The sequence below is a fragment of the Candidatus Bathyarchaeota archaeon genome (assembly GCA_023131225.1).
In the GTDB taxonomy this organism is placed as follows: Archaea; Thermoproteota; Bathyarchaeia; order Bathyarchaeales; family SOJC01; genus JAGLZW01.
Genome location: JAGLZW010000013.1, coordinates 64,255 through 89,003 on the forward strand (window position 1 = coordinate 64,255; position 24,749 = coordinate 89,003).

The 24,749-nt window shown below is 42.3% G+C and carries 26 protein-coding genes and 1 tRNA gene; 11 read left to right on the forward strand and 16 right to left on the reverse strand.

Annotated features, from left to right (window positions below; genetic code table 11):
- Positions 1-17: 17 nt before the first annotated feature.
- Positions 18-167, forward strand: a complete 150-nt coding sequence (locus tag KAU88_03855) for a hypothetical protein (protein ID MCK4477646.1) — start codon at positions 18-20, stop codon at positions 165-167.
- 475 nt (positions 168-642) lie between these two features.
- Here the strand turns inward: KAU88_03855 and KAU88_03860 are convergent, their stop codons facing one another.
- Together KAU88_03860 and KAU88_03865 are read right to left on the reverse strand one after the other, a co-directional pair.
- The gene (locus KAU88_03860; GenBank protein MCK4477647.1) at positions 643-870 is read right to left on the reverse strand and encodes a hypothetical protein; all 228 of its coding nucleotides are present in this window, start codon (positions 868-870) and stop codon (positions 643-645) included.
- Between the two features lie 598 nt (positions 871-1,468).
- On the reverse strand, positions 1,469-1,894 hold the full coding sequence (locus KAU88_03865; protein ID MCK4477648.1) for an NUDIX pyrophosphatase: 426 nt from the start codon (positions 1,892-1,894) through the stop codon (positions 1,469-1,471).
- Positions 1,895-2,018: 124 nt separating this feature from the next.
- Between KAU88_03865 and KAU88_03870 the strand changes: the two genes are divergently transcribed.
- Positions 2,019-2,498 (forward strand): pyridoxamine 5'-phosphate oxidase family protein, encoded by a 480-nt coding sequence (locus KAU88_03870; protein MCK4477649.1) that lies wholly within the window; start codon positions 2,019-2,021, stop codon positions 2,496-2,498.
- 166 nt (positions 2,499-2,664) lie between these two features.
- On the forward strand, positions 2,665-3,438 hold the full coding sequence (locus tag KAU88_03875) for a hypothetical protein (GenBank protein ID MCK4477650.1): 774 nt from the start codon (positions 2,665-2,667) through the stop codon (positions 3,436-3,438).
- A gap of 136 nt (positions 3,439-3,574) precedes the next feature.
- Here KAU88_03875 and KAU88_03880 read toward each other — a convergent pair whose 3' ends face one another.
- Positions 3,575-4,438, reverse strand: a complete 864-nt coding sequence (locus KAU88_03880; protein MCK4477651.1) for a hypothetical protein — start codon at positions 4,436-4,438, stop codon at positions 3,575-3,577.
- Between the two features lie 47 nt (positions 4,439-4,485).
- Between KAU88_03880 and KAU88_03885 the strand changes: the two genes are divergently transcribed.
- Positions 4,486-4,563 (forward strand) — tRNA-Pro (locus KAU88_03885).
- A 51-nt stretch (positions 4,564-4,614) separates the two neighbouring features.
- Here the strand turns inward: KAU88_03885 and KAU88_03890 are convergent.
- The gene (locus tag KAU88_03890; GenBank protein MCK4477652.1) at positions 4,615-5,046 is read right to left on the reverse strand and encodes a pyridoxamine 5'-phosphate oxidase family protein; all 432 of its coding nucleotides are present in this window, start codon (positions 5,044-5,046) and stop codon (positions 4,615-4,617) included.
- 127 nt (positions 5,047-5,173) lie between these two features.
- The gene (locus KAU88_03895) at positions 5,174-6,130 is read right to left on the reverse strand and encodes a transglutaminase domain-containing protein (GenBank protein MCK4477653.1); all 957 of its coding nucleotides are present in this window, start codon (positions 6,128-6,130) and stop codon (positions 5,174-5,176) included.
- Positions 6,131-6,275: 145 nt separating this feature from the next.
- Here KAU88_03895 and KAU88_03900 point away from each other — a divergent pair, with 145 nt between their 5' ends.
- Both KAU88_03900 and KAU88_03905 read left to right on the forward strand, forming a co-directional pair.
- Positions 6,276-6,734 (forward strand): hypothetical protein, encoded by a 459-nt coding sequence (locus tag KAU88_03900; GenBank protein MCK4477654.1) that lies wholly within the window; start codon positions 6,276-6,278, stop codon positions 6,732-6,734.
- A gap of 61 nt (positions 6,735-6,795) precedes the next feature.
- Positions 6,796-8,613 carry a beta-propeller domain-containing protein gene (locus KAU88_03905; protein ID MCK4477655.1) on the forward strand — a complete coding sequence of 606 codons (1,818 nt, stop codon included), beginning with the start codon at positions 6,796-6,798 and terminating at the stop codon, positions 8,611-8,613.
- Here the strand turns inward: KAU88_03905 and KAU88_03910 are convergent.
- The 4 genes from KAU88_03910 to KAU88_03925 all read right to left on the reverse strand — a co-directional run bounded on the left by KAU88_03910 (position 8,610) and on the right by KAU88_03925 (position 11,799).
- Positions 8,610-9,602: a fructose-bisphosphatase class II gene (locus KAU88_03910; protein MCK4477656.1), complete on the reverse strand. Its 993-nt coding sequence runs from the start codon at positions 9,600-9,602 to the stop codon at positions 8,610-8,612. The genes KAU88_03905 and KAU88_03910 overlap by 4 nt on opposite strands.
- A gap of 45 nt (positions 9,603-9,647) precedes the next feature.
- The gene (locus tag KAU88_03915) at positions 9,648-9,845 is read right to left on the reverse strand and encodes a hypothetical protein (protein MCK4477657.1); all 198 of its coding nucleotides are present in this window, start codon (positions 9,843-9,845) and stop codon (positions 9,648-9,650) included.
- A gap of 347 nt (positions 9,846-10,192) precedes the next feature.
- Positions 10,193-11,296, reverse strand: coding sequence for a DegT/DnrJ/EryC1/StrS family aminotransferase (locus KAU88_03920; protein MCK4477658.1), 1,104 nt, complete (start codon positions 11,294-11,296; stop codon positions 10,193-10,195).
- A gap of 143 nt (positions 11,297-11,439) precedes the next feature.
- A complete protein-coding gene (locus tag KAU88_03925) occupies positions 11,440-11,799 on the reverse strand; it encodes a hypothetical protein (protein ID MCK4477659.1) in 360 nt (119 codons plus the stop codon).
- Positions 11,800-12,183: 384 nt separating this feature from the next.
- Between KAU88_03925 and KAU88_03930 the strand changes: the two genes are divergently transcribed.
- The 4 genes from KAU88_03930 to KAU88_03945 all read left to right on the forward strand — a co-directional run bounded on the left by KAU88_03930 (position 12,184) and on the right by KAU88_03945 (position 18,233).
- Positions 12,184-15,558: an FAD-dependent oxidoreductase gene (locus tag KAU88_03930; GenBank protein ID MCK4477660.1), complete on the forward strand. Its 3,375-nt coding sequence runs from the start codon at positions 12,184-12,186 to the stop codon at positions 15,556-15,558.
- The gene (locus tag KAU88_03935) at positions 15,558-16,064 is read left to right on the forward strand and encodes a 4Fe-4S dicluster domain-containing protein (GenBank protein ID MCK4477661.1); all 507 of its coding nucleotides are present in this window, start codon (positions 15,558-15,560) and stop codon (positions 16,062-16,064) included. Before KAU88_03930 ends, KAU88_03935 begins: the two co-directional genes overlap by 1 nt.
- A gap of 3 nt (positions 16,065-16,067) precedes the next feature.
- Positions 16,068-16,937, forward strand: a complete 870-nt coding sequence (locus tag KAU88_03940) for a CoB--CoM heterodisulfide reductase iron-sulfur subunit B family protein (GenBank protein ID MCK4477662.1) — start codon at positions 16,068-16,070, stop codon at positions 16,935-16,937.
- Between the two features lie 78 nt (positions 16,938-17,015).
- Complete coding sequence (locus KAU88_03945; protein ID MCK4477663.1) at positions 17,016-18,233, forward strand: acyl-CoA/acyl-ACP dehydrogenase; 1,218 nt, start codon at positions 17,016-17,018, stop codon at positions 18,231-18,233.
- Positions 18,234-18,241: 8 nt separating this feature from the next.
- Here the strand turns inward: KAU88_03945 and KAU88_03950 are convergent, their stop codons facing one another.
- The 7 genes from KAU88_03950 to KAU88_03980 all read right to left on the reverse strand — a co-directional run bounded on the left by KAU88_03950 (position 18,242) and on the right by KAU88_03980 (position 24,309).
- Positions 18,242-19,210 carry an electron transfer flavoprotein subunit alpha/FixB family protein gene (locus KAU88_03950; GenBank protein ID MCK4477664.1) on the reverse strand — a complete coding sequence of 323 codons (969 nt, stop codon included), beginning with the start codon at positions 19,208-19,210 and terminating at the stop codon, positions 18,242-18,244.
- Positions 19,211-19,216: 6 nt separating this feature from the next.
- Complete coding sequence (locus KAU88_03955) at positions 19,217-20,035, reverse strand: electron transfer flavoprotein subunit beta/FixA family protein (protein MCK4477665.1); 819 nt, start codon at positions 20,033-20,035, stop codon at positions 19,217-19,219.
- 199 nt (positions 20,036-20,234) lie between these two features.
- Positions 20,235-21,359 (reverse strand): MFS transporter, encoded by a 1,125-nt coding sequence (locus KAU88_03960; protein MCK4477666.1) that lies wholly within the window; start codon positions 21,357-21,359, stop codon positions 20,235-20,237.
- A 324-nt stretch (positions 21,360-21,683) separates the two neighbouring features.
- Positions 21,684-22,223: an inorganic diphosphatase gene (locus KAU88_03965; protein ID MCK4477667.1), complete on the reverse strand. Its 540-nt coding sequence runs from the start codon at positions 22,221-22,223 to the stop codon at positions 21,684-21,686.
- Positions 22,224-22,308: 85 nt separating this feature from the next.
- Entirely contained in the window at positions 22,309-22,605 is a 297-nt protein-coding gene (locus tag KAU88_03970; protein MCK4477668.1) for a hypothetical protein, read from the reverse strand.
- Positions 22,606-22,673: 68 nt separating this feature from the next.
- Entirely contained in the window at positions 22,674-23,711 is a 1,038-nt protein-coding gene (locus KAU88_03975) for a M48 family metalloprotease (GenBank protein MCK4477669.1), read from the reverse strand.
- An 82-nt stretch (positions 23,712-23,793) separates the two neighbouring features.
- Positions 23,794-24,309: a GNAT family N-acetyltransferase gene (locus KAU88_03980; GenBank protein ID MCK4477670.1), complete on the reverse strand. Its 516-nt coding sequence runs from the start codon at positions 24,307-24,309 to the stop codon at positions 23,794-23,796.
- A gap of 78 nt (positions 24,310-24,387) precedes the next feature.
- On the opposite strand from KAU88_03980, the gene KAU88_03985 reads away from it, so the two are divergent.
- Positions 24,388-24,729 (forward strand): hypothetical protein, encoded by a 342-nt coding sequence (locus KAU88_03985; GenBank protein MCK4477671.1) that lies wholly within the window; start codon positions 24,388-24,390, stop codon positions 24,727-24,729.
- Positions 24,730-24,749 lie beyond the last annotated feature (20 nt).

A 24,749-nucleotide genomic window follows, 5' to 3' on the forward strand; every position in this document is an offset into this window, starting at 1 on the left:
ACATTAAGGTGATGTAAGTGGATGCAAAATTGTATGTTGACGAAGAAGAAATCCCACTCAATGAATTTGTAAAGAAATTGTTTAGCGGAATGGTTGCAGGTGCCGTCATGTCACTAAGAGACATAGAAAAAAAGTGGAAGCGGATTCGAATTGAAGTAACAAGATAGACATTAATAGCCTCGAGTTTGTCGAGGAAATCTGCTGCTTAGCGATTTTTCAAAGAGCTTGTTAACTGATGAAGGAATAAACTATGTTTTAAGGAATGCAGATTTCTGTTCTGTATTTGTGTTGGACATGTCGACAAAAAGGTTTATTAAATATTCAGATTCATGATATGTTGACTTGCAATATTTATTCAAGATGTCTGAAAAGGGAAAATCATAATGCGGGGTTTAGCAGTTTTCGTTGTGTTTTTCGCCATTTTCTTAGCATCATCACTTGCAATTCCTTCTCCATTGTTCCCTGGAAATGTTGTTTGTTTTTTCTTTGGAATTTCGGATTTAAATTATATTTCTCTTGTCAACGCTGTGGTAAATGGAATTTTTTATGGGTTTATTGCTTGGATTGTTTTTAGTTTGAGCTTTAGATGGGTAGAACGTTCCCTTTGTAAGAAAAGGTCTGCAAAGAAGAAAAAGTAGTTTTTCATAAAGAAGTGAATCCGGTTATGTGGATGATGCTTCCGCAATTGATACATTTTATTACAAGTTCTTCTAGTTGGGCCTTCTTTTTAATTTGGACTTCTTGAATGACGTACGTGGTTTCAGTTTCATCGTCTGGCGAAATTACTGTACCGCAATTTGGACAGAGGAAATCTCCGTTGCCTTCAATCTTTGTTAGATCAACCACATATACGGTGGAAGCTTTTTTCATTTTTTGGTTCTTCCTTTCTAACATGATGTTTTGGTTTTACCATGGATTTAATAAATAACCTTTGTGAATTATGAATCCAGAACGTTGAAAAAATGTATCCCTCTTAGATCTCTCTAGATATTGAAGATGAAGGCTTCAACCTCTGTTGGATTCCGCAAATCTACTTCTCTAACAGTCCTCTTAGCGTCTGTATGATCGCCTTCTGACTCGCTTTGCTTAAATGCTGGATGTTCGATAAAGTCTTGACTAATAATCTAGGCTCTTAGCATCGGACGCATGGTTGATTCCCATTCTAAAAGCATCTTCTTAACTTAAAGAATGTATAATGTATTTTCTGCTATAGTTGACATAGCCTTTGTAATGTTTGATTCTGTAGCTGTTACCTCTTTTTTCTAGAAATCCCATAGTATTGCATTTAGGACATTTGACTTTCATTGTAGTCTCCTTCATTTCTCCTAAAACTTGTAGCTAATAATATGTTGAAGTGGATATTTCCGTTTTATGTAAGGTCTGCCATGAAGAATCTAGAGCAATGAGCAAACTTCTATTAGATTGAAGTCTCTTCCACAACTCATAAAACTACAAGAATAGGGTTTGCTCACTTCTGCCTACTCAGAATTTCATCTAGTTTTTTTAATGCTTCTTTATTCCCCTTCCATTTCAACAACTTAAGAGCTTCTTTAAGACTACACCATTTATATTCAAAATGTTCTCTGCTAATTGTAATTTTCTCGTTTGAAGAAACCTCAACACCGAAAACATATTCTTTTATCAGATGTTGGCAACCTTCTCGTTTGAAGAAATCCCAAAACTCATCATAGTAAATGTCTTTCATAATTCTTACAACGTTCTTAATCCCAGTTTCTTCTCTCACTTCTCTTTTTAAAGCTTCGATTTTAATTTCTCCTTCTTCTATGCCACCAGTTACAGGTTGCCAGAATCCTTCTTTAATTCTCTTCAGAAGTAGGTACTGTATTTTCCCGTTAATCTTCCTGAACAGGATGGCTTGAACCTGTATTGGCAATCTCATAATAGAAAAGAAGAATTAAAGAAGAATATATGAAACTTCTCTAGCTCTCTAGGCTTCCATAAATCATAAAACTGAAGAAGAAGAACATGCAGATTGAGAAACTCTAGGAGAAGATGCTGTGAGCAAGAAAGAATTCGGACAACTGAATTTTGATGAAGTCAGAAACAAAAAGATTGAGTTCTTAGAAAGCCATCATACAATAATAATAGCTACATCACACGATAACAAAGTTACAGCGAGAACTGTTACTTATGCCACTGAAGGACTTGATTTTTACTTCATGTCTTGGGATCACCATGAGAAGATTCTTCAAATAAAAGAAAACTCGAATGTTGCATTGGCAAGAGACAACATAAGTATAAAAGGTGTTGCAGAAATCTTAGGAAAACCATTAGATGAAAAGAGCAAAGAAGGAGCAGAAGTCACAAGGAAAAAACACTCAAAGGAATTTGAAATCTTTTGTCGTATTCCAGGAATGATTATGGTAAAAGTAACATCTATATACATCAAATCTTGGGTGCGAATTGACAACAAGTTCTTAATAGAACATTTAGATCTGGAAAACAAAGTAGCATATTTGGAGAAGCCTGAGGGTTAGGGAAACATACTACTGGAAGTCATGATGAATTTATTGTTCAAGTTTTTTCCACAAGTCATAAACCTGAAGCAGATATACTGAACGCTGTGAACTTTGGAATGAGTGGTTTAATGGCGTGCACATGATTTGGATGGACAAAGAAGAAGAAAGGTGATGAAAACAGAAAATGAAAGTTAAGGACTTTAAGGATGCAAGGAAAAAATTTAGACCAAACACAAGAAGAAAAGAACGAGAAATGAAGGAAGCGAGAGAGAGCAAAATTGCTTACCAAGAGTTATTTAGGGCAGCCCAGATTTTCGAGGAAGATCCTGATGCTCGCAGTAGTGATTGGATTTCAGCTCGAAGGTTTGTAGATTGGAAAAATTTAGACAGCTTGCCAACGGAAGAGGTCAAGCGGAGAGTGATAGGTTTTTTGAACCGTTGGCATTGTCGTTTACCAGTGTCTGATAAACTTGCTGAGAGAATAAAAGAGACATATCGACAGATGATCCCCTTCTTAAGGGCTCTGGAGAATGAAACTTTGGAAGACTTCGAATATGAGAAGGAGAAAGAAGTTGATGGCAAAGAATATTTTAACAGAGAGATTTTGACTAAAGTTTTCGAGAGTTTCTGTAAAATAAGACCTAATCTTAGAGGCGTTGCTGCCTCGAAACTTCTCTCACTCATTAGTCCATATTTGTTTGTAATGTGGGATATCAGTATTTGCAAGGCATATGGAATAAGAAATCCATCTGAACCAAACATGAGAGACAAGCAATATGTCCTTGAATTTATCCCTCTTATGAAAGAGAAAGCCAACAGCGTAATAGACTCTTACATGAAAGCCAAGAAATGCAGTAGAAAAGAAGCAGTGGAAGCTATCAATTATTTTCGAGACTGGAGACCATTAGCAAAATTACTGGATGAATATAACTGGAAGAAATATTACTTGGAAATATGAAAATAAAAAGGAGTATGCGACTACTAGCAGCCAAAGTCTGACAGATATTGCTGGAATAGATGCCTAGTACTCCATTTTCTAAATTTTACCTAATGCAATATCTTTCTAGGAAGTTAATAAAGAGGAAAGATTTAGGCTATTGCTGTAGTATTGTGAATAGCTCTTCTTGTAGTGGTTTTATTGCTTCAAGTATTTGTGTTCTAGTTTCTTTTAGGAATGGTTTATAGTAGAATCTTAGGAATATTGACTGCCCTATTCTTCCTTGTACTAAGTCAATGATTTCTTGAGGTATTTTGTTGTCTCTTAGCTTGGTTGCGTATAGTTTTCTTAGATCAGTTATTTGTATTCCTTGTTTTTTCTTTCTAACTGCTGATTTCAATGCTTGATACTTTACTGAGGGCTTGTGCTCTAGCACTAGCTCTAGTAGGCTTTGAGGAATAAATGAGATGTATGCATTCTTCGAACCTCTTAGGAATAGTTTTGGGAATCTGAAATGCTGTAGCATCATTAAGTCTCTGTCTAAGTATTTGTCCAAGTCTTCTTTCTCTGATAATTCCACTAGTAGAGTACAAGACATGCATCCTTCTGTAGGTCTTAATCCTGTTAGAGTGTTATACAATAGTTGAATGCTGTATTTTGTAGACAGCTTAGGAATTATTGACTTCAGCCATTCTTCAACCTTAGTTATGTCTGTGTTTAGAATGTTGATGAGAGTATCTAATGCATTCTTTTTTTCCCATTTCAATCCAGCATTCTTTACTATGCTTCTCCAATGTTCATAGATTCCCAGATATTTGCTCAAGTTAGCTAATGCAATCATTGTCATTCTTTTCTTAGCTTTAGACAGACTTGTTATTCCATGCACACTTGAAGGATCAGCCAGAACATCAGCATACTTTCTAGCATAGTTTAGAGCATAACCTAAAGTATTTTTATTGTGATTCTGTAGATACCATTGAGTATATGATTTCCAATCTATGCTAATTGCTTTGGGAATCAAATTGGGAATCAATAAGCAAGTAGAAGGCTCAGATTCCTGATTTGCATGGGGCTGTCGGCTAGCTTGGTCTAGGCTCTTAGCCTCGGACGCTAGGGACCCCGGTTCAAATCCGGGCAGCCCCACCATAAGCAACACACACTAAAACAACTATAAACAAATGCACCCACATATTCAGTCTAGAGCGTGACTCTAACTGCTTGGTGGCTATCTGGTCTCATGTATTCAAATCCAATAGGGTTCAGCTCGACAAGAGTATAGGTAGGATCACTTGGGGTTTCAAAGAACTCTTTCATAAAAGGAATCTTGTTGAATACAGTTGTTTTAACGCTCAGATCTTCGATAATCTTGGCTGTACACTCAGCTCTTATTGTTCCTTTCTTTTCACCCTTCTCTATTAACAAACAGAATTCTGTCTTGGGATTGCTTTTCATCTGCAAGACCTTGGCGTCTCTGGAACCGGTAGCTACAAGAAGTTTGTTCTGAAGCTTGATAAGTGTCACTGGGCGCACTCTGGGTTGGTTTCCTTCAGCAGTAGCTAGGAAAACGTATTGTTGTTCATCAAAATGTCCCCAGATTTCTCTTCTTAATTCATCAACTTTATCATTCAAGTTTACTCCTCATAATTCCATATCGACATGTTAAATTGATAAGCCTTGTGCGTGTATTTTGTTGGGTTTGGGATTTATTTAAAAATTGTGTGTGTGCCCATCATAAGCAAAACTAATTACAGACACTTTAGAGCATTATGAAGTATTGGTCGTTGAAATTATAAATGGCCGTGTATGGATATAACGCGATTATATCACCTGGCCCCGTGTACCATCCGTCTTGTTGAGGGTCAATATCGTACCAGATCGTTGTCCATGGAATTCTTATTTTCACCCAAGCATGATAATCTCCTGCCTCATTTTGTCCAACCACAACATAAACACCTTCTGCACTCCATCCATCAGCCCTCAGCAACGAACAAAGCAGAATCGCAAAGTCTTCACAATCACCAGTTCGACTTTCCAAAGTTTCCTTTCCAAGCTGCCAAAACTCACCGACTCCATGGGAATCAAAATCATTTACATACTCAATATTTATTCCAACCCAATCTCGAATTGCCATCCAACGAACAATAACTCTACCGCTCATTATCTCCTTGTAAGCTGATTCCACGTATTTCTCATCAGGAGTTATGAAAAGCTTTGACATACCCCAAGAAGGATCTCTGGGCAACTCTGCATCTACGGTGTAACTCCAATAAGCTGTTACATTATCGTAGCTCGCTTCCACCATAACAGTTTTCGATTCATCATAGTCTACTGAAAACGAGATTGAATCTGTGAATCCGGAATTTGGCTGTAGGTCGTAGACGGTTTTAGTGAAATAGTCTACCGCGTCTAGGACAATCTCTACGGTCACAACTTCGGCGGAGACATTTCCAACGTTCTCAATAACGTAGTTGACTGCAACAATAAGCACAGGTAAATCATTAGTTCCTCGCTCCCAGAAATCGTCCAAGTCGCCATCAACCTTTAACTCTACGAAACCTGAAGTTTGGGAAGTTCCAGTATCTTGCGGCTTCTGTTCATGTTCGCTGTCTGGTGTCTGTTTAGATTCTTTTATGCTTAGTTGCTCGTCTATTAGAATTAGAGTTATAGCGAAGAGTAAGAGAAAAATCAAACCAACTGCAACAAGCTTTCCCATTGTCCTCAGAAAGCATAGAATGGGAGTTTCCGTTTAAAAAGTCTTGTGCGTCAATTCGGTGGTAGTTTATTGTTGCTATCGATGCGATTCAAAATTTCTTTCACTCAACTTATTTATGTAGAAAATAGTAGTCTTGCTTGGAGGCTTGGCAATTAAAGAGAGTAGATCAGCCAAAGGGCACATTTCAGGCACCACTTGGGATGTTTACCTCTATATCTTAACCTCCAAAGAACCTGTAGGTGTAAGAAACGTTTGGAGAACTCTAAAGTTTTCCAGCCCCAGTTTAGCCCAATATCACATCAATAAGCTTCTAGCCTTGAAACTATTATGTCAAACCCGAGACGGAAAATACTGGGTTAAAGAAAAACAGAAGGTAGAAGCCTTAAGAAGCTTTGTCTTGTTAAGAGGGAAGCTTATTCCAAGACTGGTTTTTTATGGCGCTCTCATCGCAGGTATCCTTGCTGTATACATTGCTCTAAGACCTATTGAATGGGATTTCCCTGATTTGATGGTTTTAACAGTCTCTGTTTTCAGCATCTTTGCCTTCTTCTTCGAAGCCTATAACCAGTATCGAAGCCTAAAGGTAGCTGTTCAAAAAATTTGAACGACTGTTCTAAAGCGTAGTATTAAGAACCATATTGGAGTCATATTCTAGTGTGATTGCCTTGAAGTTCCACAGACTTTACCCAAACTCGATTATGAACAAAAGAAGAGTTCTAGTCACTGGCTTAGTTGCCTTCCTCGGCGGGGCTCTGCTGTGCAGCATACTGTTAAATCTTACTCAAATATCACCATATTTTACTGTATCTGGAGAACCACTTTTGAGGTTTTCTTCTTATGAAGAGCTAGTGAATTTCATAAACACCAGCTCCCAATATCCTTACTACCTTACTGAAGGCGAACGAATGAATGTACTTGGTGCAGACGCTGAAAGCGCGACATCTACCCCTGAGTACTCGACCACCAACATTCAAGTCGAAGGAGTAGACGAGGCAGATATCGTAAAAACCGATGGAACATACCTTTACGTAATTTCGAACCAAACAGCCTTCATTATAAAAGCTTACCCTCCGGAAGAGCAGCAAATCCTTTCTCGAATAAAACTAAACACAACCTTACATGGAATATTCATCAATGGAGATAAGCTAGTTGTCTTTGGATCCACTTCTTACAAAGCAAGTGTGACAAACGAGGTTGTCAGACCTTACTATTGGCCTTATCTACTGCCTAGAACTTTCATTAATGTATATAACATCTCCAACAGAGAATCACCTGTTTTGACAAGAAATGTTACACTTGACGGTTCTTATTTTGGCTCTAGGATGATAGGTGACCACGCATATACTGTGATAAACGAGCCAGCGGCGCTTAGTGCAGGCGAAGTGAAGCTGCCAACATTGTACTATCCCAGCAACAAAGTTCAGAAGGTAAACGCAATTGACATCTGCTATTCCAACATCACCGACTATTACTATACATTCACAACCATCATTGCCATAAACATTCAAAACGACGCCGAGAAACCAACACACGAAACACTTTTACTAGGGGCTACATGTGGCTTGTACGTTTCTCTTGACAACATTTACGTAACATTTCCTAAGCAAAGAGATACCACCACAAAAGTTGAAAAAACGCTAATCTATAGAATTCACATAGAAGCTGGCAACATAGAAAGCCAGGCAAACGGAGCTGTTCCAGGCAAAGTATTAAACCAGTTTTCCATGGACGAATACGATGGCTACTTCAGGATAGCAACCACATCAGGCTCCTTTTGGGGCGGAGAATCGTCTCGAAACAACGTATATGTTCTCAATATGAGTCTTACGGTTGTCGGAAACTTGGAAAACCTCGCTCCGGGAGAGAGGATTTACTCGGCCAGGTTTATGGGTGACAGATGCTATCTTGTAACATTCAAACAGATAGACCCGTTCTTCACGATAGACCTTAGCAACCCAGCTGAACCTGAAGTCTTAGGTTATTTGAAGATACCAGGGTTCTCAAGTTATCTCCACCCATACGACGAAGACCACATAATAGGCATAGGCAAACAAGACAGCAACGTGAAAATGTCACTTTTCAATGTCACAGACGTTACTGCACCGAATGAGACGGCTAAGTTCGTTGTGCAAGGCTACTGGTCGGATTCAGCAGTTTTGTTGGACCACAAGGCGTTTCTGTTCGACAAATCGAAACAACTGTTGGCTCTTCCACTTTCAATAAGCTTCGTTGAAACGAAAGACAGCTTTTATCATAGAGTATATTGGCAAGGCGTATACGTCTTCAACGCATCTTTAGAACGAGGCTTCGTGTTGAAAGGCAATATAACCCATCAAGAAAGCAGTGCAAGCTATGTTGAATATGGGTTCCAGGTGCAAAGAATACTTTACATAGACAACGTACTCTACACAATCTCAGACAGAAAGATAAAGATGAACAGCCTAGAGACGCTCGATGAAATCGGGGAAATAGAGCTTTCTTAGCGTTTTTGCGTTAACTGTTTATATACTGGATGCCCTTTGAACCGCAGCATCGTCTCCGATTTCTCGAAGGTTCCACTCGGCAGCCTTACGCATAGCGAGTTAACTATGGCTCCGTTAGGAATGAAGCGCACTCCATCCAAAAGCTCCCCTTTCGTGACGCCGGACGCCGCAAAAACCAGTTCATTACCCTTGGCTAGTTCCATCTCAGAATAAGCCTTCTCCACATCAACTCCTTCAGCCTCCAACCGTTCCAGCCTCTTAGCATCATCTCTTCTATCCCTCCAAACCTTAACCAACATCGTTCCACCAAGACACTTAACAGCAGTTGCTCCAATAGTGGCCTCTGGACCCGCACCAGCCCCAATCAGCAAGTCAACTCCTGACTTTGGAATACACGTGACAACCGACGCCGCAATATCTCCATCTGGAATCAAAATAATCCTAACCCCCAACTTTCTTAGCCTCTCCAACATCTCCCTATGGCGCTCTCGTTCAAGCATAATAACAGTGAAGTTCTCAAGGCGCATCTTCTTCTGCTCAGCAGCGATCTGCACAATTTCCTCAATAGACATCTCAAGCGAAATCTTACCTTTCGAGCGATAGTCCGTTGCTACTTTGAAGTAATATCCATCGTCTGGAAGCACCTGCAAACAGCCCTTCGGAGCGCACGCCAAAGCGGAAATCGCATCCTTCCTTCCCTTAGAGGTAGCCGTTGTGCCATCTACAGGATCCATAACAAACTCCACCTTGGGTCCACGTCCGATGCCTACTTTTTCTCTTTTGGTGAAGGCGGGAGCGTTGTCTTTTGGTCCTTCACAGGAAATCACTTCGCCATCAATCTCCATCTGCGACAGCAAAGCTCTTGAAAAGTCAACTGCTCGTTGGTCAACAATTTTGGGGTTGCCTTGTCCTATGTGAAGGGCGGCGCCGACTGCAGCGGCTATGGTTATTCTCGTCAGTGATGGGGCGAGAGTTCTTAATGAAACCAACACTTTCACCTCAGTTACCGTTCTACAGAGCTAAGTATATGGCTTTTATTCCTCTTTAACTCTTTTTAAAAACTTTTCTCGAATCTTTTCCGCCAGTCTGCCATCCTCAACTATGAAAGCTCCTCGGTATCCACAATCTCTGCACTCCCAGATCGACCATAATTGAGGCAACCCACTAGCCCACTGGATGTCTGTGGAGCCACATTTTGGACAAAACTTTACTCGCTTTTTCTCTTTCTTCACAGCTTTCACTTCCAAGAAGTTGTTTTGGGGTCTGCCCGTCATGAGGTCCTCATCCATAAATGTCGGTCTGGGACGGCCACATCATCCCCCAATTATTGAAGGGTTCCCCCACTGATAGAGTTTTTGCTACATTGTGATATTCAACGAGAATGATTATGCTGACAGCGCGATTAAGCTTATGAGATGAATCTTTTGTATTGTATGCTATTCTTCTATTTGCAGGTTCATTGTTTTGCAGCTTCTTTTTTCCTAATGGAATGTTGTTCATCATCTAGCTTAGTGTTTAAAGTAAAAGTGCTCTAGCACGCAGGTGAGTTGCTGACAATCATTGTATTATAATTATGAAATTATTCGAGTAGTTTTTGCAGTGAGCTGGCTATATAGTCTATCTGTTCTGTAGTCACAGCGGGATGGACGGGTAGCGAAAAGACTTGTCTTGCTGCTTTTTCTGTGTTTGGAAGACCATATTTGCTGAACTTGCTATAGAAAGGCATTAAATGTATAGGCACGCGGTAATAGGCTGTGGCGCCAATGCTAAGTTTTTTTAACTCAACAATTGTTTCGTCTCGTTTTTTCTCGTCTGCATTCTTGAGTCTAACAGTGAAGAGATACCAGCTGTGTTTATACCCTTTTGGCACTGTTGGCAGCTGCAGTTCTTTGATGCCTTCTAGTCTTGACGCAATTCTTTCTGCATTTCTCCGTCTTTGCTTCAGGAAATTTGGCAACTTCTCAAGCTGTGCACAACCAATTGCCGCTTCCATTTCAGGCATGCGAAAATTGTGTCCAATCATACTCGACACATATTCTTCTTTTTCACCGTGCGACCTCATATAGGGCAGTTTTTCAGCATATTCATCGCTGTTTGTGGTTATCATACCGCCTTCACCAGTAGTCATGTTCTTGCTAGCGTAGAAACTCCAGCAAACCAAGTCAGCGAAACTTCCAGCAGGTTTTCCCGCATATTGTGCACCGTGAGCTTGAGCGGCGTCTTCAACAACTGCCAAGCCATGTTCTTGTGCTATTTCCTTTATGGGTTTCATATCTGCAGGCAATCCGAAAAGGTCAACTGGTATGATTGTCTTGGTATTCTTTGTGATGGCCTTTCTAGTTCTCTCGGGGTCAATATTGTATGTGTCAAGGTTTATGTCTACAAAGACGGGTTTGGCTCCTACTAACACCACAGTTTCGGCGGTTGATACAAACGTGAAACTGGGTACAATCACTTCGTTCCCGGGTCCTACCTCTGCGGCCAAGAGCGATAAGTGAAGCGCGGATGTTCCACTGTTTACAGCAAACGCATGTTTAGCTTTCACAAACTTTGCAAAGGCATCTTCAAACTGTCCTACTATTGAGCCACTCTTCGTGCGGCTTGTTAGAATGCCACTTCTCAAAACTTTGACAACTGCTTCAACTTCTTCCTCGCCGAGGAGAGGTTTGTTGATAGGAATCATTTCCATAGCGATGCCTTCAAATACGAGGTTGCGAGCTGCACAATGTTACTAGATATACGCTAATTAAACTTTGACCAAAAACTGGCAAGAACTAGATTACCTAATTAAAGTCCCTTGCATTTCAGCAAATAACTATCCTGACACTATCCAACAAACCATGTACAATGTTTCTTTTTCTCTTTACAACCTAGTCTTCGAGCTCCTCCCAAACTAGCATCTTCGAACCAACCGAACATGGGGCACATAACCCAAACGGAACTGTCATCATACTTGACTACTTTGACATTATGAACAAAGTCATTGGTGCAAGTGTACGTCCTCACTCCGACAATGCGCTCTCGTTCTAGAGATTCCAACATTCTTCGTCTAGCTAATGTTTGCAAGCGATGTTGAATCGCTTCTGAAACGAAATCAGAGAGATCTTTATGCTCAGTTTTCACTAATTCTTTCTTCACTTCTTCAGCGAGCTCTTGTTGGATCTTAACGGTTTTCCACTTTGCCATGGTCTAACTCTCTCAGATGTGTATTTATGCTTGCGCATGCATAAATACATAGTGTTTATATGATTAGCTGTAGTATATACTATAAATGTATGGCTTGTTTCAAGATAGGGCAATCTAGCTCTAAATCGTAGTGTCCCAACCATCAATTTCGCGTGTGCGTAACCTTCTACGACTTTTCTTTCTTCGTTCCAAAAGGGTTTGAATGCCAAAACTATTACTTGGGAATGGAAAGAATTTAGCTTATTGTTAAATGTTATTTTTGCTTTGAAGTTTTTGTTACCCCAACTATAAAGACTATCAGATGTTTTTTTGCCATATTAGTAATAAATAAAAGGTTCTATGGCACTGTTAGATTACTCTACAGTCAAAAAAGGTGGTTAGGTCTTGGCTCAGATAGGTGTGTATATCTGCCACTGCGGATTGAATATAGCAGGAGTAGTTGATGTTAAAGGAGTCGCAGCGTACGCCGCAGAGCTTCCAAACGTAAAGGTTGCAAGAGACGATACATACCTCTGTTCAGACGCTGGACAGAAAATGATCAAAGAAGATATTAAAAAACACAAGTTGGATGGAGTAGTTGTAGCTTCCTGCTCTCCGAGAATGCATGAAGAAACTTTTCGCAAGGCAATAAGCGAGGCGGGATTAAACCCGTATCTGCTAGAGATGATCAACATTCGTGAGCAAGACTCGTGGTGTCACAGCGAAGAACCAAAAAAGGCAACTGAAAAAGCCAAGGCACTTATTAAAATGGCTGTTGCTCGAGCAACCCTTTTAGAACCACTAGAAAGGGGTAAAATTAGAGCGAGGAAGAGTGTTCTCGTCATAGGCGGTGGAATTGCTGGAATCCAAGCTTCACTCGACTTGGCTAATGATGGGTTCAAAGTATATCTTGTGGAGAAATCTCCAAGCATAGGGGGCAGAATGGCTCAGCTTGACAAAACGTTTCCCACACTCGACTGCAGCGCGTGTATCCTAACGCCTAAAATGGCAGAAGTAAGCAGGCATTCAAACATTGAACTGTTAACGTATGCTGAAGTTGAAAACGTAACGGGGTTTGTTGGAAACTACGAGGTTACGATTCGAAAAAAGCCTAGGTACGTAGATGTGGAGCAATGTACTGGTTGTGGTGAGTGTGAAAAGGTATGTCCTATTTCGGTGCCTAACGAGTTTGACCTCGGCTTAAAGATGAGAAAAGCCGTATACAGACCTTTCCCTCAGGCAATGCCCAACGTTTTTACAATCGATAAAAGAGGGACTCCGCCGTGTAGAGCAGCGTGTCCCGCAGGAGTCAATGTTCAAGGATACATAGCCCTCGTAAGTCAAGGAAAATTCAAAGAGGCTTACGAACTTATTAGACGATCTATCCCTTTCCCATCGGTTTGTGGGCGAGTTTGTTTTAGTCCTTGTGAAAGTGAGTGTGAACGTGGGAAATTGGATGAACCAGTGGCGATTAATGCCATAAAACGGTTTGTAGCCGACTACGTTCTAAGCCGAGAAAGGGAAAAACCCGAGCTTATTCCTAAGAAATACCCAGAGAAAGTTGCGGTAATCGGCTCTGGACCAGCAGGACTTACAGCTGCTTATGAACTAACCACAATGGGATACCCAGTAACGGTTTTTGAATCATCACCAAAACCCGGTGGAATGCTACGAGTGGGCATACCCCCGTATCGGCTGCCCAAGGATATACTCGACGAAGAAATCCGAATAATCGAGCGTTTGGGCGTCGAAATCAAAACCAATGTGACAATTGGCAAGGATTTAACTATAGACTCGCTTCTGCAGCAAGGCTACGCAGTAATATTCATTGCTGTTGGCGTTCAAGAATGCCGAAAACTCAGAATCGAGGGTGAGGAACTAAAGGGCGTGATACCAGCTCTGGAGTTTCTAAAGCAAGTAAACTTGGAGAAACATGTTGAGATTGGACAGAAAGTTGCAGTAATCGGCGGAGGCAACGTTGCCATTGATGCAGCAAGAACTGCCCTACGACGGCACGCAGAAGAAGTCATCATTTTGTACCGAAGATCGAGAGAGGAGATGCCGGCGCACTCTTCCGAGGTGGAGGAGGCAACAAAGGAAGGCATCAAGCTTCACTTCTTAGCTTCACCAACGAAAATCTTGGGCAAAGAAGGACGCATTGTTGCTCTAGAATGTATTGAAATAAAGTTGGGAAAACCCGACGAAACTGGAAGAAGACGTCCAATTGCCATCGAAGGCTCAGAATTCGTCATAGATGTTGACACAGTGATTCCAGCAGTGGGGCAGTCACTTGACACCACTCTTTTGCCAAAAAACGTGAAACTCTCACGATACGAGACTATTGCTGCTGATCCTGTCACTTTGCAAACGAATTTGCCAGGCATTTTTGCTGGGGGAGATGCGGTTATGGGAGAGGCCACAGTTGTTGATGCAATAGCTCAAGGAAAAAGAGCGGCGATTTCCATTGATCATTATTTGAAAGGCGAAGAGTCGCTGGCTGTCATGGAAAAGAAAGTTTCGAAGATTGAAGAGGTTCCCACAGTAGGGATAGAGAAAAAACATCGGCTGGCGATGCCTTTACTCCCTCTCGACCAAAGAGTAAGCAATAAAGAAGTAGAGTTAGGATTTACAGAAGAAATGGCGAGAGAAGAGGCTGGCAGGTGTCTTGCGTGCGCGGGTTGTGCCGAGTGTCTTGAATGCGAAAAAGTGTGCGAGTTGGCAGGCGTGATTAATCATCAACAGAAAGAGGAACATGTCACTATTGAAGTTGGGGGCATAATTGTAGCTGTGGGATGTGAGGTTTTTAATCCTTCTCTGACACCTGAACTAGGGTATGGACGCTACAAGGACGTTATCAGCAATCTAGAGTTTGAAAGGCTATCCAGCGCAGCAGGACCCACTGGAGGCAAAATACTACGTCTTACAACAGGAAAGCCACCTAGAAGCGTGGCGTTTATCCAATGCGTTGGAAGCAGAGATAAGAGATTCTGTGAATATTGCTGCCGCATCGGTTGCATGGTGACGCTGAAACAAGCTATTCTCGTTAAGGAGAAGATGGGTCATGATATTGACGTTTGCATCTGCTACAATGACATGCGGGCGTTTGGCAAAGCATATGAAGAATTTTACGAACGAGCTCGTCACATGGGTATCAAGTTTGTGAAAGGACTACCTTCAGAAATCAAGTCTTCACCTAACCATTTGTTGCGCTTTGACGTTTACGAGTCGAGCACAAACAAACTTCTCGAAATCCAGGCTGACCTCATTGTACTCGCTTCTGGCCTCGTGCCCTCGCCAGACTTTGCTGAACTGCAGAATATTTTACGTATTTCACGAAGTCCAGATGGTTTCTTTCTGGAGGCGCACCCTAAGCTGCGACCTTTAGAAACCCCAACTAGAGGCATATTTCTAGCAGGGACTTGTCAAAGTCCAAAAGATATTCCTGACACGGTTTCGCAGGCAAGTGGCGCTGCAATGAAAGCTGCAGAGCTTTTAGCAACCGGTGAAGTTGAGATTGAGCCACTGATTGCAGTTGTTGAGGAAACTTTTTGCAGTGGCTGCAGAATTTGTGAATCAATTTGTCCATATCAGGCTGTTACAATGGAAGGCAAAATCGTGAATGGTGAAGAGAGAAATATCGCTAAGGTTCTAGAAGCAGTTTGTCAAGGCTGTGGTGCGTGCTCCGCTGCCTGCCCCACCCACGCCATAGACATGCAACATTATCGAGAAGCGCAAATTTTAGCGCAGGTTGCCGCTGCTGTTCAAGGAGAGAAGAGATAATGAGCTTGACTGACCTTATGACTATGGCGAAATCCAATAAAGAGCTGCAAAAAAAGATTTTAAGTAAATTATGGAAAGTTCACCCTGACGAATGTTTCCAATGCATGCGCTGTACCAGTGGATGCACATCGCTGAAACTGTTAGAACTGAAACCCCACGAGATCATGCTACTTGTAAACTCGGGATTCATTGAAGAACTGGTTTCATCCGACACTATCTGGACGTGTGCATCATGTTTGAAATGTCGAGAAAGGTGCCCCCAGAAAGCATCTCCCTATGACACTATTATGGCCTTGAGAAACTTAGCAGTGGAACGGGAAGCAAAGGTTCCAGAAGCATACATGAAAATGTTGGCTCAAATCCTAGAAACAGGCTTGATGCAGCAAGTGCAAACGGTTACCTCTAGGGAAATGCAACCATTCAACAGAGAAACTCTTGGACTACCTAAAATACAATATCCAGATGACAAGTTCAAGGCTGTTTTTATGACAGTTCTTGGAGGATAAAAAATGAAAGTCGCAGTTTATTGGGGATGCAAAATCCCAACAGCACAATATGGTTATGAAATGTCAGTTAGGCAAGTTTTTCCATATTTCAACATCGAGCTCGTTGACTTGAAAGGGGCGTCTTGTTGCGGAGGACCCGTGAGAAGCATCAACATTTCTGCTGCCATGTATCTTTCTGCAAGAAACTTGGCTCTTGCAGGCCAAACTGGCCTAGATGACCTGCTCGTGCCCTGTAACGAATGCCACTTCATGCTGAGCGAAGCGAAGCACCGAATAGACGATGATGAAGAGATGCACAGGAAGATGGAGGAATTGCTTAAAGAAGAGGGACTTCAATACCCCTCTAAGGTTAAAATCTGGCACGTTGTTGACTTGCTCCACGACAAGGTTAAGATCGATGCAGTAAAAGCCAACGTCAAGAAGCCACTTAAAGGCTTGAAGTTCGCGGTGCATCCTGGGTGCCAAATTATTAGACCGAGCGAAATCGGACGAGTGGACAATGCGGAAAATCCGAGAAAACTGGATGCCTTGGTTAAAGCTCTTGGAGCTGAGACCGTAGATTATTCAGAGAAGCTGGATTGTTGCGGGGCGGCTTTGCTGAATTCACATAAGGATGCGGCGTTGAGTCTTGCTGGCTCTAAACTGAAGGCAGTTCAAGCTTGTAGCGTGGATGGACTTGTGGATACCTGCCCTTATTGTCATATAATGTATGATGCCAAGCAGAAAGAAGCTGCGGACACAGTAGGTGGCAAGCTTTCCCTATCAGTGCTTTACTATACTCAGCTTTTGGGACTTGCCCTTGGAATTGAAAAAGAAAAACTCGGGCTGCATCTAAACCAAAGTTTCAACCCAGAGGATCCTAAATTCAAATAACTCAAAATTTCAAGCGTGCACTCTGACAATCCTTATATGCTCAAGCATAAGCATATTTCTCTTCAAGAGGGAGCGCAAATGGTAAATTTCAGCTTTACAGAAGAGCAAGAACTTTTCCGCAACGCACTGCAGGAATGGTGCAGAAAATTTCTGCCCTTAGATAAAATTAGGGAAATGGACACCAAAGGGGAAATCCCCCAATCATTAGTAAGAGATATGGCAAACCTTGGCTTGCTAATCATGACTGCTCCAGAGGAGCATGGTGGAACCGGTGGTGATTGGGTTACGGCGTGTATCGCAGCTGAAGAGTTGGGTTATGCTGATATCAGCATCGCAATTCCTGTCTTCTGGCTTGTAGAATCATCTTGGGGATACGTTGTTGACAAATACTGCAGCGGACAAGTCAGAGAAGATGTCATACGAAAAGCCATCAAAGGAGACGCTTTCATCGGCATAGCCTCCACAGAAGCAAGCGGCGGATCAGACGTTGCAGCCTTCCGGTCCACCGCTAAAAAGCAAGGAGACAAATGGGTTCTTAACGGTGAAAAAACCTATATTAGCGGAACTGAAGAGGCTAAGAAGTGGGGTGGAGGCTTTTTCGTCAACGCGAGAACTTCACCTGCACCACCAGGAGCAGCCCATCGAGGCATGACTGGGTTCTACTTACCCATGGATGCCCTTGGAGTTGAAATTAACAAACGCTTTGAAGACATGGGAAGAATGGCTATTTCAACAGGTGGTTTTGTGATGAAGAACGTGCAGTTGCCAGAACATCACCTTATTGGCGAGGTTGATAAAGGCTTTTACTTAACTATGGAAGGATTCGACTGCGCCCGCATTCTAATCGGTGCCGTGTGTTTGGGTGCTGCAAGACGAGCATTAGATTTGGGTATGGAGTATATTAAGGAACGGCGAGCCTTCGGGCGTCCTATTGGTAAGTTTGAAGGCATACAATTCGAGTTGGCAGATGACTGGGCAGAACTAGAAGCCTTACGGTCGCTTGTTTACAGAACTGCTTGGATGATGGACAAGCGATACAAAGAAAAACGATTCACACCGCTTGAGGTTGCACAGATGATTTCCGCGTGCAAACTAAAGGCTCCGCACTTCGCTTTTGATGTTTGCAAACATGTCATGCTATGGTTTGGCGCATACGGCTATACAAAAGAGTGTCCTGTGGAGATGGGGTTGAGAGGTATAATGTCCTACTGCGTCGGCGCTGAAGGAGCAACAAACATTCAACGAGTAGTCATAGCGAGGGAACTGCTGGGAAAGGAATACATGGCACATAAGTAGAACAGCAATTACATACCTAATGCTTTCTTCAATGCATCAACTATCGCTGGCACTATTTCGTACAGGTCTCCAACAACAACATAGTCAGCAACCTCAAAGATAGCTGCTTCAGGATCCTTATTAATTGCCACAACCACCTGCGAGTCTCGCATCCCCGCCACGTGTTGAATCATGCCGCTGATGCCGCAGCCTATGTAAAGTGTCGGCTTGATTTTCTTTCCAGACAATCCCACCCATCCCGTGAACCATTTTCGGTCTTCAGCTAACGGTCTCGTGTTGCCAACTTGACCGCCGAGAAGTTGAGCGAGCTCTTTAAGTGGCTTAAAGTCTTCTTTCTTTTCAATTCCTCTTCCGCCGCAGACAGCTATGCGCGCCTCTTCAATTTTCACGTCAGCCACTTCTATCTCGTTGACTCCCACAACTTCCAACTTTGGCTCCTCAATGTCAACATCAACATTTGCTATCTCACCGCTCCTTTCTTTTGGCTCCAGCTTTTCGAACGTTTTAAGTGGTACTGTTGCTATTTGCGGTTTTTTACGATATGTAGCTGTGACGATGGCGTTGCCACTGTACACGATTCTCTTAGTCACAAGCCGTCCCTCCTCGTTGATGAATAGTTGACTACAATCTGGAGTGCATCCAGTTTCAAGCCTTGCAGCAAGACGGGAAGCTAGCTCCTTTCCATCCTTTGTAGATCCGATGAGAAGAATCTCAGGCTTGTTATTGACAACGAGGTTTGTTAGAGCGCTCAAACATGTTTCTGTTTGGAAGCCTTTTAAGCGGGGGTGGTCAACTACGAAGACTCTGTCAGCACCATACTTAATAATCTCCTCTGCCTTGCTTCCCACTTCGCTTCCAAGCAACACAGCTACGAGTTCTGTCTTAAGGTTAGCTGCAAGGGGGTTTCCGCCGGCTAACAGTTCCAGCATCAGATCATAATTCTCAGAAAAAACCCAAACACCCTTATGTTCGCTCATTGCTTTCTATCTCCCTACTACACCTTCCTGAATGAGCGCTTTCACCAGTTTCTCTGCAATCTCAGCAGGATTTTCTCCTTCAATCATGACCCCTTTCCGTTCTACCTTAGGCGCCAAAACATCCATGATCTTGACGCCAGATCCAGTTTCTCCAACTTTTCCAGGTTGAACATTGATGTCTGCAAGCTTCCAAGTTATGATTTCCTTTTTAGAAGCTTTCATTATCGCCATAAGTGAAGGAATCCGCGACTCGTTAATCTCTTTGGTTACCGTCACTATTGCAGGCGTCTTAGCTTTTACTGTCTCATAGCGATCTTCAAGAGCACGCTCCACAGTTACAACGTTGCCTTCTAAAGCGATTTTACGAGCGTACGTGATCACAGGGATTTTCAGTAGCTCAGCGAGACGCGGGCCAACTTGAGCTGAAAAACCGTCGATAGACGCTTCACCGCAAAGAACAAGGTCAAACTGACCGATTTTCTTTATCGCTTCTGCTAACACAATTGAAGTTGCCAATGTGTCAGAATCTCGCAAAGCCTCATCGTTGACGAAATATCCTTTGTCAGCTCCCATCGCCAAAGCTTCACGAACTGAGGTCTTGGCGTCTTCCACGCTCACGGTAACTGTTATGACTTCGCCGCCAAGCTTTTCCTTAAGGTGAACAGCTTCCTCTAACGCATTCTTGTCAAAATCACTAATTTTCCGTGACACACCAGCTGTGACTAATCGATGTGTGGAAGTATCTGCCTTCAGTTGGCCAACGTCTATTGCTTGTTTAAGACAAACTATGATTTTCAGCCCTTTCTTGGCACTTTCTGAACTCAATCTAATCCGTCCTCCGAAGAATCAGTAAAATATACTTCGAGATTTAAATGTGCTTCGCCAACCCAGATAATCTTCACCGCGAGTTTGTATTCTGACAGTCCGGTGTGCGTCACTTTTTGACGGGGATTCCTGCTATAGGCTCCAAATGGGCGTCTAATAGACGCTAAATGCAAGCTGTTTCTTAGGGTCTAAGGAGAAGCTAGGTTTTGCCTGTTTTAGTTGTAAAGAATATTCCTGTAGTGGTGAGGATTACTATGCCGAGGGATCCGAATAGGCCGATATATTTCAGGGTTGATGCGAGTATTATTCCTGACACAATTGGTCCGATGGTTTGGCCGATATCCATTATCGTGGCTAGGAATCCCATGGCTGCGCCGTAGCTTTCTTTTTGAGTTAATTCAGATACTAGTGCTGGTGTTGACGAGGTTACTAAAGAGAATCCTAGCCCATACATTATGGAGAGCGCTAAGAGCAAGAGAAAGTGAACTGTGAGAGGGATGACAATTAATGGAAAGCTAGCGATCAACGATCCTGCAATAATTGGCGTTCTTCTTCCAGTTTTGTCTGATAGTTTGCCCATGAAAGGTTTTGTGAGCGAAATTGTGATAAGCTGTGCTCCTAAAATTATGCCTATCAGGAAAATGTTCATCGTTGCAATATCTTGAAGATACCCAACCAAAAAGAATTCAAATGCTCCGAAAGTATAGTATTGAGAAGCTTCTAAGAGACCTACCACTAGAATTCCCTTGTTTTTTGCGATTTTGCTCCAATCTTGAAAAACTCTAATTTTCTTCCCTTGTCTTACCTTTGAATGTTTGATCGAGCTTGTTGAAGCGATTTCTTTAAGAAACATTAAGGCTGTAAATAGAGAAATAACACCCGCTGCTCCAACAATGATATATAACTCGTGATAGTTGTTGGCCGTGATGAATAGAATTGAACCTCCAAGGAGAGGGGCAATGCTTCTTCCTAGAATGGTTGCGGAAGAAAATGTTGAGATTTTCTCGCCTTTTTTTGCTGGGAATAATTCTGCAATTGTTGCGTTTGAAACTGGAACAAAGATGGCTGTTGCAAAACCATGGTAAAAACGCACTAAGACAAGTTGCCACCAAGAAAACACGAAGAGATATAGAAAAGGGGCAGAAGCAAAGACAATACCAGACGCTAACAAAAGTTTTCTTCGCCCAAGCACGTCAGAAAGCCAACCAGCAGGAAAGCTTACAAGGATTCCAGGAACCGTGGAAGCCGCAGCAACAATGCCCAATAATGCTTCTGGCGTGCCTAGACTTGTTGCAAATGGTTTCAGAACAGGATTCTTTGACATTGTAGAACTCAGAATCGCAAATAACCCTATAAGGCACAGTATCCAAAAAAACCTGTTTCGCAAATTGTGGGACATTGCGTTTTGTAAATCTGGAATGCTTATTCTTTAAGCTTTTTCTGGGAAAGTCAAGTAGCCATCTTTTCTCTATTGTAAGAAAAGGTCGTCTTCATATCTCTCTTCGATTGAGCAAACACACTTTATATGACTCGCGCAACATGCGGAACAATTAATTTCTTGATTTGATGCAGGACCGCCCGCATTTCAAATTCTCCACTTCTAAGTGCGCGGCCAAATAGGTTAAGAAAATAAGCGCCTTCTTCGAGCTCATTTTTGCTTTGAGAACCTCTTTGTAAAAAGTTTGATTGCGTAGTTGACAATCTTCTTCGCTTCTTCAGCATTTCGCCATTCTCTAAATCTTACCCATTTTTTCGGCTCTAATGTCTTATAAACTTCAAAGAATTCTCGGATATCTCGTAGTTTATGGGGGTGAACATCTGTTAGGTCATTATAGCCATCAAACCTTGGGTCGCCTGTGGGAACGGCTAAGATTTTTGGGTCTTCTCCTTCTTCGTCTTCCATGATTAAGACGCCGATTAATCGAGTTCTGACGACGCAACCGACTTCAAGGGGCTCGTAACTTAGAACCATAATATCCAATGGATCGTTATCGTCGAACCAGGTTTGAGGAATAAAACCATATTCTACAGGAAAGACAACTGAGGAGTGCAACACTCTATCCAGCACAAAGGCTTCCCATTCAAAATCGTATATATACTTGTCTCGAGACCCGCTTATTACCTCCACAACCACATTAACCAAGTTAGGAGGCCTGTCACCAGATGAAACATCACGCCATAAGTTCATAAGACCTCAAAAGCACGCATCCAAATATATCAGTTTTCACGAAATCTTGAGGAAGACCTGATCAGAGAATATGCGTGCGCAGTATTTACTTTGTACCATATTGAGCTAGTTTTGACGAGCTTTCTTCTCTTCTGAAAAGCTTTACACCTATCTTGGATATTAGTAAATCACCTACGACAAATAGCCCTATTAGTGTTGCAACCACGACAGGTGCAAGTATCATTGTGTCCATAACTTGGGCAAATACCAGTACAAGAATGAGAATTACGAGAATCGCACTAATTTGTTTAGCCTCTCTGAAATCTTTGACTCTGGCTGAAATAATAACCGTTAAGCCAATGCCTGCAAGTGCTATCGCTGGAGAGGGCCTGAAAATCAACATAATCCAAACCACGTTTGGAAGCAACAATATGCCATTAAAAAGAGAAAAAGATTGTGAGCATCTCATGTTTAGATGTTGGTGTAAATGCGACTGCTGGAATAGCGTCCGGTTGTCATCTCATCTTCGATTTCTCGCAGCATAAGAATTCTCTTAAAGGTTGGAGGATGAGTTGAAAACCACTTGTTGATGGTTGTCCACGTTGATTTGGTTTCTTTCTCCATGGCAAGCTGCAGTTCCCTCTCATCTAAGACGCCATCACGGTCAAGGTCGTACGCATCTTTTCGCTTAATTATACCTTGACATTCCTGCTTTGCCATAGCCGGATCGCCTATGTAAAATGTTCTTGCACTAGTTGTCGGCTTTGGCGATAGCGAGAGTCCATAGGTGATTTTAGCCAGAGCACTTTGCAGCTGCCTTGGCTGACCAGTTATGTAGGCGGAGTAGGCGTCAGCATAGTGTTCGCGCTTTCTGCTTAGACCCATCACACATAGAAGCGTCACGATATAGACTATGTATGATATTAAGGCGACGATGAAAAGCGCCGCTTTAAGACCGCCTTCCTTCTTATCGCGAGAACCGCTGCTGCTCCATCTTCCAGCCTCAAATGTTCCCCAAGCAATCCAGAAAGCAAGGAGCGGTAATGCTGAAAGCATAGTCATAACTAGATAGTCTTTGTGTTTGATGTGGCCAAGTTCATGACCGATAACTGCTTTTATTTCATCTTTATTCAGTTTTTCAAGCAACCCCTCATGCACTGCAAGAGTGGCGTCGCCGGCTGTTCTTCCAAAAATGAAGGCGTTTGGTGTTTTATCTGGGACTATTGCTAGTTTGGGCATGGGAATGCCGCTTTTTTGGGTTAGTTCCTTCACTGTTGATTCTAGCCATGGGTTTTCGCCTGATTTCAAGTAGCGCAGATGTGTGGAGCCTCTTACGATCGCCGGTCCAATGAGATACTGTAGCAGAAGGAAGAATATGGTAGCGATAAAAGCCCATATTGGATGAAGCCCCAGTATGTACATAATTACTCCTAGGAAAACGGTGAAGATTACGCTGACGAGAAGGATGGATATAGTCATGGAAAGTTTCAATTGTGCTAGCCTTGCCAAGATTTTAACCTCATTTTAAAGTTAGAAGTGCTTTTAAGAAATAAACATTTTCTAACAATCCAGGAATGGCAACCTGCTAAATTCACGCTTTTCTCTTGAGGAGACGTAGTTTGTGTCCAAGAATTTCAACCTCACCTTGTCTTTCGAGAAAGTCGGTGTGAACAAAGTCTTTGCGTAGTTCCAACATGTTTAGTGTGTCATAGCCATTGTGGGCTAGGAAGTTGAGCGAAACTGAGTGTTTGGGCTCCACAGTCAAGTATATTGATGTCTCCCCCTTCTTTCGGACAAGGTCTTCGCATCTCGCTAACAGTTTACTGCCTACTTTTTCTCTTCTAAAGGGTCTTGCAACAAAGACCTCTCGCATAAAATATGCCCCATCCCAAAACTGGACCCTCGCAAACCCAACGAGCTTTCCAGAATTTTCAGCCACAAATATCCGTGAATTCTTGTCTAAGCTTTCTTTTGCGGTTTCTACCGCCCCTTTTTCGTCAAGCTTTAGTTGTTCCCAACCTTGCCATTCCCTCATCTCGTTGAAAAAATCTTTATAGAGGCGGGCTAAATTGCTGAAGTCGCTGCTTTTGTATTTTCTGATATTCATAGCAAATTCTCCCTTTTGTGTAAATAATATATATCTTGGACGTATAGAGTTTTTAGTGGCACTTTGGAGGGAAATTGTTTGGCAAGGTTTCAGTTAGGACTTCTGTCCTTTGGCGTTTTTCTAGTAATTGTTGCAGTTTGGATAGCTGCTTTTCTTTTGGAATTAATTTTAGTAGAAAACATTGTTCCTTTAATCCTACTATCCAGCGGCGTTTGGACCGTAGTTACTGCTGGTCTTAAAGCAGTCAAACCTGAAGAAGGTGCTTTCAGCACTTTCGGCTGGGGCATGCTTTTCATAGTTCTCGGTGGCTCGTTGTACATGATAAAAGTGGGAATGAATCCGACGTATACCGTCGTGTTTGTGTTAGCGTTAATCGGAGTGTTGGCAGTCGCCACTGCGCTACGGTCAAGCAGAAAATAGAATATATCCAAGCCCTGTTC